Annotated in this window: 18 protein-coding genes; 12 read left to right on the top strand and 6 right to left on the bottom strand. The window is 68.2% G+C overall.

Features of this window, described 5'->3' with window-relative positions; genetic code table 11:
• Together V6M63_RS15785 and kdpE are read left to right on the top strand one after the other, a co-directional pair.
• On the top strand, positions 1-1422 hold a 1422-nt coding region (locus tag V6M63_RS15785), incomplete at its 5' end, for a DUF4118 domain-containing protein (RefSeq protein WP_332743420.1).
• On the top strand, positions 1419-2111 hold the full coding sequence (gene kdpE / locus V6M63_RS15780; RefSeq protein ID WP_332743418.1) for a two-component system response regulator KdpE: 693 nt from the start codon (positions 1419-1421) through the stop codon (positions 2109-2111). The genes V6M63_RS15785 and kdpE, both read left to right, overlap by 4 nt.
• Positions 2112-2145: 34 nt before the next feature.
• On the opposite strand, the gene V6M63_RS15775 is transcribed toward kdpE, so the two are convergent.
• The 3 genes from V6M63_RS15775 to V6M63_RS15765 form a co-directional block, all read right to left on the bottom strand.
• Positions 2146-2889 (bottom strand): substrate-binding domain-containing protein, encoded by a 744-nt coding sequence (locus V6M63_RS15775; RefSeq protein WP_332743426.1) that lies wholly within the window; start codon positions 2887-2889, stop codon positions 2146-2148.
• A gap of 65 nt (positions 2890-2954) precedes the next feature.
• A complete protein-coding gene (locus V6M63_RS15770) occupies positions 2955-3719 on the bottom strand; it encodes an ATP-binding cassette domain-containing protein (RefSeq protein WP_332743416.1) in 765 nt (254 codons plus the stop codon).
• Positions 3716-4453: an ABC transporter permease gene (locus tag V6M63_RS15765; RefSeq protein WP_332743414.1), complete on the bottom strand. Its 738-nt coding sequence runs from the start codon at positions 4451-4453 to the stop codon at positions 3716-3718. The genes V6M63_RS15770 and V6M63_RS15765 overlap by 4 nt, the downstream gene beginning before the upstream one ends.
• Before the next feature lie 151 nt (positions 4454-4604).
• On the opposite strand from V6M63_RS15765, the gene V6M63_RS15760 reads away from it, so the two are divergent.
• From V6M63_RS15760 to V6M63_RS15725, 8 genes are all read left to right on the top strand, one after another.
• Positions 4605-5738, top strand: a complete 1134-nt coding sequence (locus V6M63_RS15760) for a substrate-binding domain-containing protein (protein ID WP_332743412.1) — start codon at positions 4605-4607, stop codon at positions 5736-5738.
• A gap of 128 nt (positions 5739-5866) precedes the next feature.
• Complete coding sequence (locus V6M63_RS15755; protein ID WP_332743410.1) at positions 5867-6739, top strand: fumarate hydratase; 873 nt, start codon at positions 5867-5869, stop codon at positions 6737-6739.
• Positions 6740-6749: 10 nt separating this feature from the next.
• Positions 6750-7370 (top strand): fumarate hydratase C-terminal domain-containing protein, encoded by a 621-nt coding sequence (locus tag V6M63_RS15750; RefSeq protein ID WP_332743409.1) that lies wholly within the window; start codon positions 6750-6752, stop codon positions 7368-7370.
• A gap of 29 nt (positions 7371-7399) precedes the next feature.
• Positions 7400-8386 carry a Bug family tripartite tricarboxylate transporter substrate binding protein gene (locus V6M63_RS15745; protein ID WP_332743408.1) on the top strand — a complete coding sequence of 329 codons (987 nt, stop codon included), beginning with the start codon at positions 7400-7402 and terminating at the stop codon, positions 8384-8386.
• 49 nt (positions 8387-8435) lie between these two features.
• Positions 8436-9380: an amidohydrolase family protein gene (locus tag V6M63_RS15740; protein WP_332743406.1), complete on the top strand. Its 945-nt coding sequence runs from the start codon at positions 8436-8438 to the stop codon at positions 9378-9380.
• Positions 9381-9397: 17 nt separating this feature from the next.
• Positions 9398-10024 carry a flavin reductase family protein gene (locus tag V6M63_RS15735; RefSeq protein WP_332743404.1) on the top strand — a complete coding sequence of 209 codons (627 nt, stop codon included), beginning with the start codon at positions 9398-9400 and terminating at the stop codon, positions 10022-10024.
• A 7-nt stretch (positions 10025-10031) separates the two neighbouring features.
• Positions 10032-10754 (top strand): HpcH/HpaI aldolase family protein, encoded by a 723-nt coding sequence (locus V6M63_RS15730; protein ID WP_332743402.1) that lies wholly within the window; start codon positions 10032-10034, stop codon positions 10752-10754.
• Positions 10755-10774: 20 nt separating this feature from the next.
• A complete protein-coding gene (locus V6M63_RS15725; RefSeq protein WP_332743400.1) occupies positions 10775-11635 on the top strand; it encodes a hypothetical protein in 861 nt (286 codons plus the stop codon).
• A gap of 3 nt (positions 11636-11638) precedes the next feature.
• Here the strand turns inward: V6M63_RS15725 and V6M63_RS15720 are convergent, their stop codons facing one another.
• From V6M63_RS15720 to coaBC, 3 genes are read right to left on the bottom strand one after another with little or no spacing between them, the layout of a single operon-like run.
• Complete coding sequence (locus V6M63_RS15720) at positions 11639-12646, bottom strand: ketopantoate reductase family protein (RefSeq protein ID WP_332743398.1); 1008 nt, start codon at positions 12644-12646, stop codon at positions 11639-11641.
• Positions 12647-12674: 28 nt separating this feature from the next.
• Positions 12675-13442, bottom strand: coding sequence for a DNA-binding transcriptional regulator (locus tag V6M63_RS15715; protein ID WP_332743396.1), 768 nt, complete (start codon positions 13440-13442; stop codon positions 12675-12677).
• 12 nt (positions 13443-13454) lie between these two features.
• A complete protein-coding gene (gene coaBC / locus V6M63_RS15710; protein ID WP_332743424.1) occupies positions 13455-14681 on the bottom strand; it encodes a bifunctional phosphopantothenoylcysteine decarboxylase/phosphopantothenate--cysteine ligase CoaBC in 1227 nt (408 codons plus the stop codon).
• Positions 14682-14794: 113 nt separating this feature from the next.
• On the opposite strand from coaBC, the gene V6M63_RS15705 reads away from it, so the two are divergent.
• Positions 14795-16465 carry a CTP synthase gene (locus V6M63_RS15705; protein WP_332743394.1) on the top strand — a complete coding sequence of 557 codons (1671 nt, stop codon included), beginning with the start codon at positions 14795-14797 and terminating at the stop codon, positions 16463-16465.
• A gap of 13 nt (positions 16466-16478) precedes the next feature.
• Positions 16479-17336 (top strand): 3-deoxy-8-phosphooctulonate synthase, encoded by an 858-nt coding sequence (gene kdsA / locus V6M63_RS15700; protein WP_332743392.1) that lies wholly within the window; start codon positions 16479-16481, stop codon positions 17334-17336.
• Positions 17337-17367 lie beyond the last annotated feature (31 nt).

Here is a 17367-nt window from a genome sequence, read left to right as displayed (position 1 = left end):
ATGCTGTTCCTGTTGGCCGTGGTGGGCGTGGGCCTGGTGTTCGGGCGGGGGCCGGCGGTGCTGGCCGCGTTCCTGGGCGTGGGCCTGTTCGATTTCTTTTTCGTGCCGCCGCGCTTCACCTTCGCGGTCAGCGACGTGCAATACCTCGTCACCTTCGGCGTGATGCTGGTGGTGGCGCTGGTGGTGGGCCAGCTCACCGCCGGCCTGAGGCAGCAGGCCGAGGCGGCCACGCAGCGCGAACACCGCGTGCGCAGCCTGTACGACATGTCGCGCGACCTGTCCGCCGCGCTGCTGAACACGCAGGTGGCCGAGATCGGCGCGCGTTTCCTGGTTGGCGAATTCGGTGCGCGCTCGACGCTGCTGGTGGCCGACGAACACGACCGGCTGCAGGCCGTCGACGGCGGCACCGCGCCGGTGGACACCGCCGTGGCGCAATGGGCTTTCGACCGCGGCGAAGAAGCCGGACGTGGCACCGACACCTTGCCCGCCAGCGCCTGCCTGGTGCTGCCACTGAAGGCCCCGATGCGTGTGCGCGGCGTGCTGGTGGTCGAGCCCATCGACTCGCGAGCCTGGGGCATCGAGCAACGCCGCCTGCTGCAAACCTGCGCCTCGCTGCTGGCGATCTCGCTCGAGCGCATCCACTACATCGAGGTGGCGCAGAGCAGCACGGTGCAGATCGAGTCCGAGCGACTGCGCAACTCGCTGCTGTCGGCCATCTCGCACGACCTGCGCACGCCGCTGGCCTCGCTGGTGGGCCTGGCCGATGCGCTCGAACTCACACCGCCCGCCCTCAGCGAGGCACAACGCGAGGTGGCCGGGGCGATGCGCCAGTCGGCCCAGCGCATGAACGCGCTGGTGAACAACCTGCTCGACATGGCCCGCCTGCAGGCTGGCGCGGTGCAGCTCAACCGCGCCTGGCAACCGCTGGAAGAGGTGGTGGGCAGCGCACTGGCCGCCTGCGGCACCATGCTGGCCGGGCGTCACATCCGCGTGGACCTGCCCGACGGCCTGCCGCTGCTGCACCTGGACACGGTGCTGATCGAACGCGTGCTGGTGAACCTGCTGGAGAACGCGGTCAAGTACACGCCAGCGGATCGTGCCATTCACATCGCTGCGCGTTTGCGCAGCGACACGGTGCTGATCCTGGTGGACGACCATGGCCCGGGTCTGCCCAAGGGGCGCGAGGCGCGCGTATTCGAGAAATTCGAGCGCGGCCAGCGCGAAAGCGCCACGCCCGGCGTGGGCCTGGGCCTGGCGATCTGCCGCGCCATCGTCGAGGCACACGGTGGCACCATCGAAGGCCACAACCGCGAACACAACGGCGCCGTGCAGGGCGCGCGCTTCGTCATCACCCTGCCCCACGGCACGCCGCCCGCCGACCTGGGGACCACCATCGTCACCGAGGAAGCGCCCACGCCATGAGCACCGCCGGCAGCCAGGTTCTGATCGTCGAAGACGAGGCCCACATCCGCCGTTTCGTGCGCCTAACGCTGGAGGCCGAGGGCCACACCGTGCACGAAGCCGAGAACTACCAGCGCGGCCTGATCGAGGCCGGCACGCGCCGGCCCGACCTGGTGGTGCTCGACCTCGGCCTGCCCGATGGCGACGGCGTGGACCTGATCCGCGAACTGCGCCAGTGGTCCAGCATGCCGGTGATCGTGCTCTCCGCGCGCAGCACCGAGGCCAGCAAGATCGCCGCGCTCGACGCCGGTGCCGACGACTACCTCGTCAAACCCTTTGGTTCGGGCGAGCTCAGCGCGCGCGTGCGCGCCCAGTTGCGCCGCCACCAGCAGCAGACACCGGGCGGCGCGCCGCAGATCAACTTTGGTGACATCCGCGTCGACCTCGTGCGCCGCGTGGTGGAGCGCGCGGGCGAGGCGCTTCACCTCACGCCAATCGAATACAAGCTGCTGACGCACCTGGCCTCACAGCCTGACCGCGTGATCACCCACGCGCAGCTGCTCAAGGCCGTGTGGGGTCCGGGACACGCTGAAGATTCGCACTACGTGCGCGTGCACATGGCCAACCTGCGCAAGAAGATCGAGGCCCAGCCCTCGATGCCGCGGCACCTTGTCACCGAAGCCGGCATCGGCTACCGCTTCGTGGCCTGATCGGCGTGGTGGGACAAGGGCAGGAACACCGGCATCATTTCGCTGCGTTGGGGAAAAAGAGCTGCTCGCCACCGATCCTGTAGCCCGCGATCGCCGCCTGCCCGGCCGGGCCGGTGACCCAGTCAACAAACTTCTGCCCGTCGGCTGTCTTCACCTGCGGATGCTTGGCGGCGCTCACCAGCATCACGCCGTACTGGTTGAACAGGCGCTTGTCACCTTCGACCAGCACCACCAGATCACCGCGGTTCTTGAAGTTGAGCCAGGTGCCCCGATCAGCCAGCGCATAGCCACCGACGCTGGATGCGATGTTGAGCGCGGGGCCCATGCCGCAGCCGCATTCCTTGTAGCCGGTTCCCTTGTTGGCATCGGTGCCCGTCATCTTCCAGAACCGCAGCTCGGCGGCGTGCGTGCCACTCTTGTCGCCACGCGAGATGAAGGGTGCGTTGGCGGCGGCCACCTTCTTCATGGCGACCACGATGTCGCTGCCCTGGGTGGCGGCCGGGTCGGCCTTGGGGCCGATCAGCACGAAGTCGTTGTACATGACCGCCTCGCGCTGGGCAGCGAAGCCGTCGGCCACGAACTTCTCTTCGGCCACCTTGTCGTGCACGAAGAGCACGTCGGCGTCACCCCGGCGTGCCATGTCGATGGCCTGACCGGTGCCCAGCGCGACCACCTTCACGTCGATGCCGCTGGCTCGTTTGAACTCGGGCAGCAGGTAGGAGAACAGCCCCGACTGCTCGGTGGAGGTGGTGGAGGCCACCACGATGCTTTGCGCCATGGCACCGGCGCTGACGAGCAAGGCGCTGCCGAGGACGGTGGCGAGGGTCAGACGGCGCAATGCATTCACACGCTTTCTCCTTGAACAAACAGATGGGCCTGCGGGCACAACGCGCGCAGCAGGTCGTGGTTGAAAAAATCGGCCACGGGCAGGTCGGCGAGCAAGCGGCCCTGCTCCAGGTAAATGACGCGGCTGGCCAGGCGCTTGACCTGTCCGAGGTTGTGGCTGCTGAACACCAGCGTGGGTGGGCGTTCGCCCACGGGGTGTGGATGGCCCAGGGTGAATTCGGCGATCTGGGCTTCCACCTCGCGCTTGGCGTGCGGGTCCAGGCTGGCCGTGGGTTCGTCGAGCAGCCACACGTCGGGGCGCAAGGCCCAGGCGCGGGCCAGTGCCACGCGCTGCTGCTGCCCGCCCGAGAGCGCGCGGGCATTGCGCTCGGCAAGGTGAGCCAGCTCCACGCGCTCCAGCGCGGCCAGCGCCAGCGCGCGCGTCTCGCGCCAGGCCACACCCTGGAGCCAGAGCCCGAGCTGGATGTTCAGCCGCACGCTCAGGCGCAGCATGTGCGGCCGCTGGAACAGCATGGCCACGCGCTGCTCGCTGGCGGCGTGCCGCTCGCCGCCGCTGGTGCGCTGCAAGCCGTGCAGGGTGCGCAGCAGCGTGCTCTTGCCGCTGCCGTTGGCGCCCACGACGGCCACGCGCTCGCCGGCCTGGATGCGCAGGTAGATGTCGCTCAGGGCATGCAGGCGGCCGGCGGCGCCCAGGTGCACCTGCACGTTGCGCAGGTCAAAACAGACGGCGGGCACCACCGCGTTCACAGGCAGGCCGGTCATGGGGTCACCAGCTTCAGGCGCGTCGCATCGGCGCTGTCGGCGCGCTCGCGCCAGCGGCTCACCAGCGACACCAGGGCATTGAGCACCAGCACCACGGCCAGCAGCACCAGGCCCAGACCCAGCGCCAGTGGCAGATCGCCCTTGCTGGTTTCCAGCGCAATGGCGGTCGTCATGACGCGGGTGAAGCCTTCGATGTTGCCGCCCACGATCATCACCGCGCCCACTTCGGACACCGCGCGGCCAAACGCCGTGAGCAACACGGTGATGAGGGCGTAGCGGTCGTCCCAGGCCAGCAGCAGACTGCGCAGCACCGGCCCCGCACCCATGGACGAGAGTTGCTCGCCATGGCTGCGGTCGGCGTCTTCCACCACCTGGCGCGTGAGCGCCGTGACCAGCGGCAGCACCAGGCAGGCCTGCGCCAGCACCATGGCCTGAAAACTGAACAACCAACCGAGGAATCCCAGGGGACCCGAGCGTGACAGCAAGAGATAGACGACCAGACCGACCACCACCGAGGGCACGGCCAGGAAGGTGTTGAGCAGGGTGAGCACGGCACCGCGACCCGGAAAACGCGAGACCGCCAGCCAGGCACCCAGCACCAGGCCCAGCCCGCAGGCCAGCAGGCACGCCATGGCGCTCACCGCCAGCGAACGGCTCACCACCGCCCACAGACCCGGATCGCCCGAAAGCACCAGCTGCAGTGCGGTGGTGACGCTGTCGGAAAAGGTGTTCATGTGGACGCAAAGCATAGGGGCAACACCCCCCGGAACCACTACGTACAGACGCGGTATGAACCGCTGTGCATAGGCAGTTCATTGCATAGGGTGCGGCCTCGGGCACCGGGCCGGTCGGCGGCCTTGCGCGCTTGGGGCACACTCGCGAACCATGAAACAGATCCAGTTGTCGTACGCGTTCGCCACCCGCGCACCGGGCCGTTCCAGCGGCCATGCGCTGCTGCGCAATCCGATGATGGACGTGCTGCAGGCGGTGCACACCAGCGGCTCCATCTCGGCCGCAGCGCGACAGCTGGACTTGTCCTACCGCCATGTCTGGGGGCAGCTCAAGGACTGGGAAACGGCCATGGGCCAGGCGCTGGTGTTCTGGGAACGCGGCCAGGCAGCGCGCCTCACGCCGTTTGGTGAACGGTTGCTCATGGCCGAGCGGTTGGCCCAAGCGAGACTGGGGCCGCAGATTGAAGGCCTGCGGGCCGAGCTGGAGCGTGCATTCGCCCGAGCCTTCGACGACGCCGGGGAGGAAGGCGACAGCGAGGTGCTGACGCTGTACGCGAGCCACGACCACGCCTTGAGCGCCCTGCAGGAATTTGCCGCCACCAGCACACCGGGGGGCAAGGACACGGGCCGTCTGCACCTGGACATCCGCTTCTGCGGCAGCGTGGACGCCATCCGTGCGTTGAACGAAGGCCGCTGCGCCCTGGCCGGTTTTCACACCCAGCCCTTCGCCGCCTCGGGCAGCCAGAGCGCGCGCACCTACCGCCCGCTGCTCAAGCCCGGACTGCACAAGATCATCGGCTTTGCGCGCCGCGCCCAGGGCCTGATGGTGGCCCCCGGCAACCCGCTGCGCCTGCACGACATGAACGACGTGGCCCGCCTGCAAGCCCGCTTCGTCAACCGCGCGCTGGGCACCGGCACGCGGTTGCTGATGGACGAGCTGCTCACCCAGGCGCTGCTGATGCCGGAAGACATCGCCGGTTTCGATCATGTGGAGAGTTCACACGCCGCGGTGGCCCAGGCGGTGGCCAGCGGCACGGCCGATGTGGGCCTGGGCACCGAGTACGCCGCCCGCACCCAGGGTCTTGGCTTTGTGCCGCTCACCGAGGAGCGCTACCTGCTGGTGTGCCTGAAGACCGCGCTGGAACAGCCCGCCGTGCAACGCCTGCTGCAGCGCCTGCGCAGCCGCGCCTGGCACGACCAGCTGGCGGGCCTGCCGGGCTATGTGCCCGATCACTGCGGTGAGGTGGCCGCCATGAAGCGGCTCCTGCCCTGGTGGGACGCGGTGTGACAGATCACAGTGCTGTCTTCTGGTCTCGCCCAACTTTTCAACTGCTGAAACATCGAAGAATTTGACTTGAAGCACCGCAGGTGGGGGCGCATGATCCGGGCCGGAGACAACACCGGTTCAACGACAACATGCCCATCCCCAGTGCCACCATCAGGGCGGTCACCGCTTCGCTGTACGAGCGGTCGCTCAAGAAGATTCCCGACGACACACGCGCCGTGCTGGCGCGTGCCGGCGAGCGCGAAACGGACCCGACGGCGCGCCGCACCTTCACGATGATGCTGGAGAGCGCGGACACCGCCGCGCGCGGCGGCCAACTGGTCTGCAGCGATGTCGGCATTCCCACCTACAGCGTGAAGATCGGCACCCGCGTGCAGTTCAGCGGACCGGTGCGCCAAGCCATGGTCGACGGCCTGGCCGACATGGCGGCCAACATCGATCCACCCATTCTCAAGATGGTCACGCACCCGCTGACGCACGAGCGCAGCCACGCGGGCAAGGACATTCCCATCGTCACCTTCGACGTCATCGACGACGCCGACTACATGGACATGGTCTGTGCGCCCAAGGCCATGGGCACGGGCCGCTGGGAGGCGGTGGAGGCCTTCGTCTACCCCACCGTCGAAGACGTGGAGAAGTACGTGCTGGACGTGGTGCTGCGCGCCGGGTCGCAGCCCTGCCTGCCCATCGTCGTGGGCGTGGGCATCGGCGGCACGTTCGACCAGGCCACCCGCCTGGCCAAGGAAGCGGTGCTGCGCCCGCATGGCCGCCCGCAGCCCGACCCGCTGCTGGCCGGCATCGAACAACGCCTGCTCGACGCGATCAACCAGATGGGCTTTGGCGCCATGGGCACCGGCGGCGACTGCAGCGCCATGGCGGTGAACGTGGACTACTCGGCCAGCCACGGCTTCGTGCCGGTGGCGGTGTGCCTGAACTGCTGGATCAACCGCCGCACGGCCGCGCGCATCCACGGCGACGGGCGCGTGGAAATGCTGTACGACTGAAGCACCCGCCATGAGCCGCCTGCACGAATTGACACTGCCCCTGTCGGAAGACCGCGTGCGCGAGCTGCGCGTGGGCGACATGGTCACGCTCACCGGCGCGGTGACGGTGAGCATCGGCATTCCCACCCACAAGCGCCTGGCCGAGGCCGCGCGCAACGGCGACCCGCTGCCGGTGGACCTGCGGGGCGGCGCCTTCTTCCACCTCAGCACCTATGTGCGCGAAGAGGCCGGCCAACCGGTGCCTCTGTACCTCAACCCCAGCACCAGCACGCGCTACAACGCCTGGATGCCCGACATCGTGCGCGGCCTGGGTCTGCGCCTGGTGGGCGGCAAGGGCGGGCTGGACGATGCCAGCGTGGCCGCGCTGCGCGACTGCGGTTGTGCCTACCTGTCCTTCCTGGGCGGCGGCAGCCCGCTGCTGTCGCGCGCGCTGCGCGGCGTGCGCAGCTCGCACTGGAACGAATACATCTCGCAATTCCGCCTGCTGACGCTGGACGTCGCGGCGCTCGGCCCGGCCACGGTGGCGATCGACGCGCACGGCGGCAGCACCTACGACCAACTGCGCGACCGCGCGCAGGCCCGCATGCCCGACATCCTCGACCGCCTGCGGCGGGCGAGGCAAGCCGGCTGACTTTGATCCCACCCCACCCAGGAGACACCATGCAACGCAGAACTTTCCAGACCGCACTTGCCACCGCCTGCCTCGCCGCCGGCTTCGCGGGCAGCGCACCAGCATTGGCGCAGAGCGGCAACTGGCCAGCCAAGCCGGTGCGCATCGTCGTGCCCTTCCCGGCCGGCGGCAGCACCGACCTCGTGGCGCGCTTCATCGCCCAGGGCCTGAGCGAGAAGTTCGGCCAGGCGTTCATCGTCGACAACCGCGGTGGCGCGGGCGGCAACATCGGCACCGACGCGGTGGCCAAAGCCGCTCCCGATGGCTACACCATCGGCCTGTCCACCTCCGGCCCGCTGGTGAACAACAAGTTCCTCTACAAGGAAATGCCGTTCAACTCGGACAAAGACCTCGCTCCGATCGCGCTGGTGTGCGAAATCCCGCTGGTGCTGACCAGCAACCCCAAGGTCCCTGCCAAGAACCTCAAGGAATTCATTCAGCAAGCCAAAGCCAACCCGGACGCCTACACCGTGGGCCAACCTGGCAACGGCACCATCGGCCACCTGGCGCTGGAACAGCTCTCGCTGGTGACCAACACCAAGCTCTCCACCGTGGCCTACCGTGGCGACACACCGGCCCTGACCGACCTGCTCGGCGGCAGCATCCAGGCCCTCTCGGCGCCCATCACCGCCTTCATCCCCAACCTCGCCTCGGGCAAGCTGCACGGCCTGGCGGTGACCTCGGCGACGCGCTACCCGGGTCTGCCCGACATCCCGACCGCCAAGGAACAGGGCATCGACATGGTGGCCACGGTGTGGTTTGCCATCGTCGGCCCGGCCGGCCTGTCGCCCGAGATCATCAAGTCGCTGAACACCGAAATCAACACCATCGTCAGTTCCACGTATGGCAAAGCCAAGCTGCAAACGTACGGCGCCGTGGTCAACGTGGGCCCGCCGACCCTGCTGCGCAAGATGATGGATGAGGACTCCAAGAAGTGGCAGAAGGTCATCGCCACCGCCAAGGTCACCCTCAACTGACGTCCTTCCCACCGCGGCCTGCGGGCCGCCCACTTTCTTCCGGATCTCCATGAGCGCTTCTTCCCGCCCCCTGCTGTTCGATGCCCACGCCCACCTGGTCGCCGACGACCAGACCGCCTACCCGCGCAAACCCATGCAGCGCGCAGGCAATGCGCCGCCCCGCCTGCCCGGCGTGATCGGCACACCCGGCGGCCACCACGGCCCCACGCCCATCAACGAAGTGCCCGACGTCTCGCGCATGCTGGTGTGGATGAAGGAAGAGAACGTGGACGGCGCGGTGGCGGTGCAAAAGCGCATGATCTACCGCTACGACAACAGCTACATCCTCGACTCGTCGGACCGCCACCCGGAGATCTTTTCCGCCGTGGTCATCCTGGACGCCGAGGATGCGGGCACCGCGCCGCTGGTGCGCGACTGGATCGCCAACCACGGCCTGGCGGGCGTGCGCCTCTTCGGCGGCCGCCAACCCGACGGCAGCATGCCCTGGCTCAACTCGCCCATGGCGCTCAAGACCTGGGACGTGGCGAACGAATTCGGCCTGGTGATGAACCTGGAGGTGCTGTCCATCGGTGGTGGCGGCCCCTCCATCCCGGCGCTGATCGAGCTGTCGAAGCAGTACCCGAACGTGAACATCGTGCTCGACCACCTGCTCGAACCCGAGATGGACGAAGGCGAGCACTTCGGTCTCGACGAACGCTACGAGACACTCTCGCCGATCCGGAACATCTCGTTCAAGTGGACGTCGATCAACCTCGACATCTGCCGCGAGGAAGGCATCCCCGCCGACAAGGTGTTGCGCCGCGCGGTCGACCTCTACGGCGCCGACCGCCTCATGTGGGGCTCGGACATCGGCACCTCGTCGGGCACCTACAAGGACATGGTGCAACGCGCCATCGACTCTTCCACGCTGTTGACGCAAGCGGAGAAGCGGGCCTTGTTCCACGACACCGGTCGTCGCATTTTCCAGAAGGGCGGCAGCGGCCGCCGCGCCTGATTCCGAGGCCTGTGACCATGTCCCGACCCGACTTCACCACCCTGGACGCCACCACCATGGACACGGCCACGGCCTACCGGCTGCTGGTCGGCGCCGTGGTGCCGCGCCCGGTGGCCTGGATCACCACCCGCAGCAAGGGCGGCGTGGTCAACGCCGCGCCCTTCAGTTCCTACAACTACGTGGCCCACAGCCCACCCATGGTGGCCGTCAACATCGGCACCAAAGAGGGCCAGCTCAAGGACACGGCGCGCAACATCGTCGAGACCGGCGAGTTCGTGGTCAACGTGGCCACCTTCGATGCCATGGACCTGATGCACGGCTGCAGCGCCGACTATCCCGCCGAGACCAGCGAGATCGAGGCGCTGGGCATCGAGCTGATCCCCGGCGAGCGCATCGCCGTGCCGCGCGTGGCCGTCTCGCCCATTCAGATGGAATGCCGGCTGGAGCGCGCCATCACGCTGGGCCGTGGCCTGAACACGCTCTACATCGGCGAGGTGCTGCTGTTCCACCTCTCGTCCTCCGTGTTCGACGGCCGATACGTCGACAGCGTGAAGTTGCGCCCCATCGCCCGACTGGGCGGCCCGCTCTATGCCGAACTGGGCGCGCTGCACAACCGCCCGCAACTGCAGAAACCCCCGAAGTGAACCCACCATGACCCGCCACCTGAAACTGGGCACGTTCGTCAAGACCGCCTCGCCTCACGTGATCGAGGTGCTCGGCACCACCGAGCTCGATTTCGTCTGCCTGGACGCCGAACATGCGCCGTTCGACCGCGCCACGCTCGACCTGATGGTGCTGGCCACGCGCGCCACCCACCTGAAGGCCTTCATCCGCATCGCCGAGGTCAACCCCGCCGTGGTGCTGTCCGCCCTGGACATCGGCGCCACCGGCATCCTGGTGCCCCACGTCGACAGCGCCGAGGACGCGCGCAAGGTGGTGGCCATGGCGCGTTACCGCGATGGCGCGCGCGGCTACTCAAGCTCGCCCCGCTTCGCCGGCTACGGCAGCCTGGGCATGAAGGAAGCGCTGCGCATCGGTGACGAGGCGCAGGTGATCTGCCAGATCGAATCCGAGGCCGCCGTGACAGAAGCCGAGGCCATCGCCGCGGTGCCCGGTGTGGCCGGCCTGTTCGTGGGCCGCGCCGATCTCGCCCTCTCCATGGGTCTGGACAGCCCACGCGATCCGCGCGTGCTCGACGCCACGCGCCATGTGCTGGCCGCGGCCCATAAGGCCGGCAAGCTCGCCGGCATGTTCGTGGCCGGCAATGCCGAACGCGACGAGTTCGCCGCACTCGGCGCCAACTGGTTCGTCGTGTCTTCCGACCAGACCCTGTTGCGCCAGGCCGCCGTGGCCATCGCGCACGAAGCCCACTGAAAGCCCGAGGAGTTCCACCGATGTCCCTGCTGCCATCCCAGCTCGCCACCTATGCCCGCCACCACGAGCAAGCGCCCCGCGCCGTGCCGGGCGACAGCTGCCCCGCGTGGATCACGCGCGGCGCCAACTTCGTCGTCGTGGTCTCGCGCGTGCAGCCGGGCGACACCCTGCAACGCGACAACACCGACGAGTACGTGCTGCTGCTGCCAGACACGCCGGGCCTGTCGGTGCAGGTCGATGCCGGCAGCGCATCGCTGCAGGCCGGCCCCGACAGCCTCACCATCGTGCCGCCGGGCCCGAGCACGCTGCGCGTGAGCGGCAGCGGCCTGCTGGTGCGCGTGTTCTCCAGCGACGTGACCGACCTGCTCGCGCTGGCCGACAACCACGCCACCTACGCCACGCCCAACCCCGACGTTGCGCCCCTGGTGGCCTGGCCCGAGCCCGTGGGCGGCTACAAGCTGCGCCACTACCGCCTGGCCGACTTCGCCACCGAAGGCAGCCAGATGCGCATCTTCCGCACCCGCAAGCTGATGGTGAACCCGCTGCTCAAGCGCACCGTGGCGCGCGACGTGCACAAGCTCAGCCCGCACAGCCATGCCGACTTCGAGCAAGGCTCGCTGGCGCTGTCGGGCACCTACGTGCACCACCTGCGCTTCCCCTGGGGCCCCGACATGACGCAGTGGCGCGGGGACGAGGCCGAGCAGATGGGCAGCCCCTCGCTACTGGTCGTGCCGCCCAAGGTCGTGCACACCAGCCGCAACATCGACGCCCCCGGCGTGCTGGTGGACATCTTCGCGCCGCCGCGCTGGGACTTCTCGAAGCGGGGCGTGGTCTGCAACGGCGACGAGTACCCGATGCCGCCGGAGCCGGCGGCCGGCTAGGAATCAGGGGTAGAGACCGGCGCTGCCGGCGCGCAGGCAGGCCAGCGCGAACACATCCTGCAGCCGTGGCACCGGTTGCCCCACGGCCTGCGCGCATTCGATGGCCGCGCCCAGGATGGCGTCGAGCTCCACACGGCGGCCAGCCTCCAGATCCTGCAGCATGGAACTGCGGATGGCACCGAGCTGGCGCGTCTGCGTCATGCGCTGCTCGGTCGTGGTCTCCAGCGTCAGGCCCAGACGCCGGCCCAGCGCGATGCACTCTTCCATCATGGCCGCGAACAGCGCGCTCACACCCGCGTCGTCGAGCATGCGATCGGTGGTCGCACCGGTCAGCAGGCTCAGCGGGTTGGCGCACACATTGCCCAGCAGCTTGAGCCAGATGTCGCTGCGGATCTGCGCACTGGCCACCGCGCCCAGGCCGGCGTCGGCCAGCACCGCGCTCCACAGCGAGGCACGTTCGCTCAGGCCGCCTGCGGGTTCGCCGACCACGATGCGTGCACCTGCGCTGTGCACCACCACACCGGGCTCCGGGCAATGGCACGAGGCCATGATGGTGCCACCCAGCACGCGCGGGAAAGCGATGGCGCGGGCGGTGGCGCCGTCGGCATCGACGGTGCGCAGTGAACGGCCTTCGAGCGGCTGGCCTGGCACATGGAAGTACCACCAGGGCAGGCCGTTGTTCATGGTCAGCGCCACCGTGCGCTCATCGAACAGCGGACCCAGCGTGGGGGCCACCACCGGCAACGCCTGCGACTTGAGCGCGAGCACCACCAGCTCTTGCGGTCCCATGGCCTGCGGCGCAGATTCGGCGCGCACCGCGATGCGCTGCTCGGGCTGGCCGCCGGTGGTGTAGCGCAAGCCACGGGTGCGCAAGGCCTCCAGTGTGGCGCCACGCGCCAGCAAGGTCACTTCGTGCCCCGCACTGGCCAACCGCGCGGCCAGGTGGCCGCCGATGGCGCCGGCGCCCACGATGCCGATGCGGCGGGGATGGGCGGTGGCAACCGGGTTCATGGGAGGGTGTCTCGGGACGGGATGCGTGTCACAGGGCGGCCAGCCGCTCGCTCACCTGCCGCGACAAGGTCTGCAATGGTTCGAGGTAACGCTCCACCGCCTGCTCGTTGCTGAAGGTCGAGGCGATCCAGGTCATGCCGATCGTGGCCACCACGCGCGTGCCCTCGAACACCGGCACGGCGAGCGTGCCCGACACCGGGCGAATGCCGGGTGCGCGCAGTGCATAGCCCTGCTGGCGGATCTTGCGCAACATGGCCTGCAGCGCGGCCTTGTCCTGCGCCATCGCGTCTTCCTCGTTGGGCGAGAGGCGCAGGATGTCGAGCAGCGCGCGCCGCTCCTCGCGCCCGCAGAACGCCAGGTAGGCGCGCCCCAGCGCACGCCCCACCAGCGACAGGCGCATGTTGATGGTGGAGTGCAGCAAGGCCAGCGGCGAGGTCGGAATGGTGCTGTAGCGCACGACCACGGCGTCGTAGTCGGGCACGGCCAGGGCCAGGGGCCACTTGATCTTGCGCGTGAGGGCGTCGGCCGGTGCGGCCGTCGCCTCCACGATGCGCGGCTCGCCGTGGTAGCCGGCAGACAGCGTTTTCACGCCCGATGCCAGGCTGTAGGCACCGTACTGAGGCGAATGGACCACCAGGCCCTTGCCCTGCAGCGTCTCCAGCAGGCGCACGAGCGTGGGCTTGGGAATGCGCGTCTGCTGGTGCAGCAGGTCCAGCGGGCACACCGGCTGGCGGTTGAGCGCCAACAGCACGTCGAGCGCGCGCTCGACGGCACGGATGGGGGCGTAGGAGGGCACGGACCGCGGCCTTCAGACCTGCAAACGTCGCGCGATCTCGGCGACCAGCTGGCGTGCGAGCACCAGCTTGGACGCGCGCGGCAGTTCGGTGGTCCCCTGCGCGTCCACCAGCAACAGCGCGTTGTCGTCCTGGCCGAAGGTGGCCGGGCCGATGTTGCCCACCAGCAGCGGAACCCCCTTGCGCGCGCGCTTGGCCTGGGCGTGGGCCAGCAGGTCGTGGCTCTCGGCGGCGAAGCCCACGCAGTACAGCGCGCCGCTCTGCGCGCGCGGGCTCGCTGCAATGCCCGCCAGGATGTCGGGGTTCTCCACGAACGACAGGGTGGGCACTTCGCCCGACCCGTCCTTCTTGATCTTCTGGTCCATCGTCTGCGCCGGGCGCCAGTCGGCCACGGCGGCGGCCGAGACGAACACGGTGGCGGTCTGCGCCAGGTGGTCCAGCGCCTCCTGCATGTCCAGCGCCGACTTCACGTTGATTCGCCCCACGCCGCGCGGCGTGTGCAGGCCCACCGGGCCGGCCACCAGCGTCACATGGGCGCCCGCTTCGTGCGCGGCGCGCGCGATGGCAAAACCCATCTTGCCACTGGAGAGGTTGGTCAGGCCGCGCACCGGGTCGATGGCTTCGAAGGTGGGGCCGGCGCTCACCAGCACCTGCTGGCCCGCGAGCACCTTGGGCTTGAAGAAGCGGACCAGGTCGTACAGAAGCTCGTCGGGCTCCAGCATGCGGCCGTCCCCGGTTTCGCCACAGGCCTGATCGCCTGCGCCCACGTCGAGCACGGTGGCGCCGTCGGTGCGCAACTGATCGATGTTGCGCTGCGTGGCGGGGTGCGCCCACATTTCACGGTTCATGGCGGGGGCCAGGATCAGCGGCACGCTCTCGATGGGGCGCGCCAGGCACATCAGCGAGAGCAGTTCGTCCGCCCGCCCGTGCACCAGCTTGGCCATGAAATCGGCGCTGGCCGGGGCCACCACGATCGCATCGGCCTCGCGACTGAGGTTGATGTGCGGCATGTTGTTGTCGGCGCCACCCGAGGTGCGCGCGTCCCACTGCGAGGTGAAGACCGGGCGGCCCGAGAGCGCCTGCATCGTCACCGCGGTCATGAACTGCTCGGCCGCCTCGGTCATGACCACCTGCACGGTAGCGCCCTCTTTCACCAGCGCCCGGCACAACTCGGCCGCTTTGTAGCAGGCAATGCCGCCCGAGAGGCCCAGGACGATGTGTTTTCCAGCGAGTTCGTTCATGGGCGCAATGTAGCAGTTGGGCCCTGCCCACACGGCCAGCCGGGTGGGGGTGGGAGGGTCGGCATTTATAATCGCCATTTCCACCTCCTGCGAGCATCTGGCTCGCCCGAGACATGACCAAATTTGTGTTCGTCACCGGCGGTGTGGTGTCCTCTCTGGGCAAAGGCATAGCCTCCGCATCCCTGGCCGCGATTCTTGAGTCCCGCGGCCTCAAAGTCACCCTCATCAAGCTCGACCCGTACATCAACGTGGATCCGGGCACCATGTCCCCCTTCCAGCACGGCGAGGTCTTCGTCACCGACGACGGCGCCGAAACCGACCTGGACCTGGGCCACTACGAGCGTTTCATCGAAACGCGCATGAAGAAGACCAACAACTTCACCACCGGCAAGATCTACCAGTCGGTGCTGGAGAAGGAACGCCGGGGCGACTACCTCGGCAAGACCGTGCAGGTGATCCCGCACGTGACCAACGAGATTCAAGAGTTCATCCAGCGCGGCGCCGGCATCGGCACGCCCGATGCGGTGGACGTGGCCATCGTCGAAATCGGTGGCACCGTGGGCGACATCGAGTCGCTGCCCTTCCTGGAAGCCGTGCGCCAGATGAGCCTGCGCATGGGCCCGAACAACTCGGCCTTCGTGCACCTGAGCTATGTGCCCTGGATCGCCGCCGCCGGCGAGCTGAAAACCAAGCCCACGCAGCACACCGCCAAGGAACTGCGCGCCATCGGCATCCAGGCCGACGCCCTGCTCTGCCGAGCCGACCGCCGCATCCCCGACGAAGAGCGCGCCAAGATCAGCCTGTTCAGCAACGTGCCCGAGTGGGGCGTGATCTCCATGTGGGACGTGGACACCATCTACAAGGTGCCACGCATCCTGCACGAGCAGGGCCTGGACGGCCTCATCTGCGACAAGCTGCGCCTGAACACGCCGCCCGCCAGCCTCAAGCGCTGGGACGATCTGGTCTACGAGGTGGAGCACCCCAAGTCCACGGTGCACATCGCCATGGTCGGCAAATACGTCGACCTGTCGGACAGCTACAAGTCGCTCAACGAAGCGCTGCGCCACGCCGGCATGAAGAACCACGCCAAGGTGCAGATCGACTACATCGACTCGGAAACCCTCAACCCGGTCAACGTGGCCAAGGTGCTGGGCCGCTTCGACGCCATCCTGGTGCCCGGCGGCTTCGGCAAGCGCGGCATCGAAGGCAAGATCTGCGCGGCGCGTTTCGCCCGCGAGAACAAGGTGCCTTACCTGGGCATCTGCCTGGGCATGCAGGTGGCCACCATCGAGTACGCACGCCACGTGGCTGGCCTGAAAGACGCCAACAGCACCGAGTTCGAGGCCGACACGCCGCACCCCGTCATTGCGCTCATCACCGAGTGGAAAGACGCCGACGGCAGCATCAAGCAGCGCGACGCCAACTCCGACCTGGGCGGCACCATGCGTCTGGGCGCGCAAAGCTCCGACGTGGCCCCCGGCACCCTGGCCCACCAGATCTACGGTCCGGTGGTCACCGAGCGCCACCGCCACCGGTATGAGGCCAACGTGAACTACCTCGACCAGCTGCGCAAGGCCGGCCTGGTGATCTCGGCGCTCACCCAGCGCGAGCAGCTCACCGAAATGGTGGAGCTGCCCCAGAGCGTGCACCCCTGGTATGTCGGCGTGCAGTTCCACCCCGAGTTCAAGTCCACCCCGTGGGCCGGGCACCCGTTGTTCAACGCCTATGTGAAGGCCGCGCTCACCCAGCAGGGTCAGACGGCCGACGCTGTGGCCACCGCCTGATCGAATGCCCACCATGAAACTTTGCGGCTTTGACATCGGGCTGGACCAGCCCTTCTTCCTGATCGCCGGTCCCTGCGTGATCGAGTCCGAGCAACTGCAGATGGACGTGGCCGGACAGCTCAAGGAGATCACCGGCAGCCTGGGCATTCCCTTCATCTTCAAGAGCAGCTTCGACAAGGCCAACCGCAGCAGCGGCACCAGCTACCGCGGCCCGGGCCGCGACAAGGGCCTGGAGATCCTGGCCAAGGTCAAGCGCGAACTCGGCGTGCCGGTGCTCACCGACGTGCACAGCGAAGACGACATCGCCGACGCCTCGCGCGTGGTCGACGTGCTGCAGACGCCCGCCTTCCTGTGCCGCCAGACCGATTTCATCCGCGCCGTGGCGCAGAGCGGCAAACCGGTGAACATCAAGAAGGGCCAGTTCCTCGCGCCGCACGACATGAAGAACGTGATCGACAAGGCACGCGCGGCAGCGAAAGAAGCCGGCCTGAATGAAGACAACTTCATGGCCTGCGAACGCGGCGCGAGCTTCGGCTACAACAACCTCGTGAGCGACATGCGTTCGCTCTCGATCATGCGGGAGACCGGTGCGCCGGTGGTGTTCGACGCCACGCACAGCGTGCAGTTGCCCGGCGGGCAAGGCACCAGCAGCGGCGGCCAGCGCGAGATGGTGCCGGTGCTGGCGCGCGCGGCCGTGGCCGTGGGCGTGGCCGGCCTCTTCATGGAAACCCATCCCGACCCCGCCAAGGCCATGAGCGACGGCCCCAACGCCGTTCCGCTCAAACACATGAAGGCGCTGCTGGAAACGCTGCTGGCGCTGGACGCGGTGACGAAGAAGAACGGTTTTCTCGAAGACCACTTCAACGCCTGATTTCCCTTTCCTTGTTCCTGACCCAAAGGTA

The sequence above is a fragment of the Hydrogenophaga sp. genome, assembly GCF_036675665.1.
Classification (GTDB): Bacteria; Pseudomonadota; Gammaproteobacteria; order Burkholderiales; family Burkholderiaceae_C; genus Hydrogenophaga.
The sequence above is the reverse complement of the archived record's forward strand: the minus strand, read 5'-3'. Positions and strand labels throughout refer to the sequence as shown.

What these genes read in the sequence shown, in the direction of transcription:
- coaBC (WP_332743424.1), bottom strand. Translation starts at nt 14,681, where the DNA reads ATGAACGAACTCGCTGGAAAACACATCGTCCTGGGCCTCTCGGGCGGC.
- V6M63_RS15750 (WP_332743409.1), top strand. Translation starts at nt 6,750, where the DNA reads ATGAGCCGCCTGCACGAATTGACACTGCCCCTGTCGGAAGACCGCGTG.
- V6M63_RS15730 (WP_332743402.1), top strand. Translation starts at nt 10,032, where the DNA reads ATGACCCGCCACCTGAAACTGGGCACGTTCGTCAAGACCGCCTCGCCT.
- V6M63_RS15760 (WP_332743412.1), top strand. Translation starts at nt 4,605, where the DNA reads ATGAAACAGATCCAGTTGTCGTACGCGTTCGCCACCCGCGCACCGGGC.
- V6M63_RS15770 (WP_332743416.1), bottom strand. Translation starts at nt 3,719, where the DNA reads ATGACCGGCCTGCCTGTGAACGCGGTGGTGCCCGCCGTCTGTTTTGAC.
- V6M63_RS15745 (WP_332743408.1), top strand. Translation starts at nt 7,400, where the DNA reads ATGCAACGCAGAACTTTCCAGACCGCACTTGCCACCGCCTGCCTCGCC.
- V6M63_RS15740 (WP_332743406.1), top strand. Translation starts at nt 8,436, where the DNA reads ATGAGCGCTTCTTCCCGCCCCCTGCTGTTCGATGCCCACGCCCACCTG.
- V6M63_RS15735 (WP_332743404.1), top strand. Translation starts at nt 9,398, where the DNA reads ATGTCCCGACCCGACTTCACCACCCTGGACGCCACCACCATGGACACG.
- V6M63_RS15775 (WP_332743426.1), bottom strand. Translation starts at nt 2,889, where the DNA reads ATGGCGCAAAGCATCGTGGTGGCCTCCACCACCTCCACCGAGCAGTCG.
- V6M63_RS15765 (WP_332743414.1), bottom strand. Translation starts at nt 4,453, where the DNA reads ATGAACACCTTTTCCGACAGCGTCACCACCGCACTGCAGCTGGTGCTT.
- kdpE (WP_332743418.1), top strand. Translation starts at nt 1,419, where the DNA reads ATGAGCACCGCCGGCAGCCAGGTTCTGATCGTCGAAGACGAGGCCCAC.
- V6M63_RS15755 (WP_332743410.1), top strand. Translation starts at nt 5,867, where the DNA reads ATGCCCATCCCCAGTGCCACCATCAGGGCGGTCACCGCTTCGCTGTAC.
- V6M63_RS15725 (WP_332743400.1), top strand. Translation starts at nt 10,775, where the DNA reads ATGTCCCTGCTGCCATCCCAGCTCGCCACCTATGCCCGCCACCACGAG.
- V6M63_RS15720 (WP_332743398.1), bottom strand. Translation starts at nt 12,646, where the DNA reads ATGAACCCGGTTGCCACCGCCCATCCCCGCCGCATCGGCATCGTGGGC.
- V6M63_RS15705 (WP_332743394.1), top strand. Translation starts at nt 14,795, where the DNA reads ATGACCAAATTTGTGTTCGTCACCGGCGGTGTGGTGTCCTCTCTGGGC.
- kdsA (WP_332743392.1), top strand. Translation starts at nt 16,479, where the DNA reads ATGAAACTTTGCGGCTTTGACATCGGGCTGGACCAGCCCTTCTTCCTG.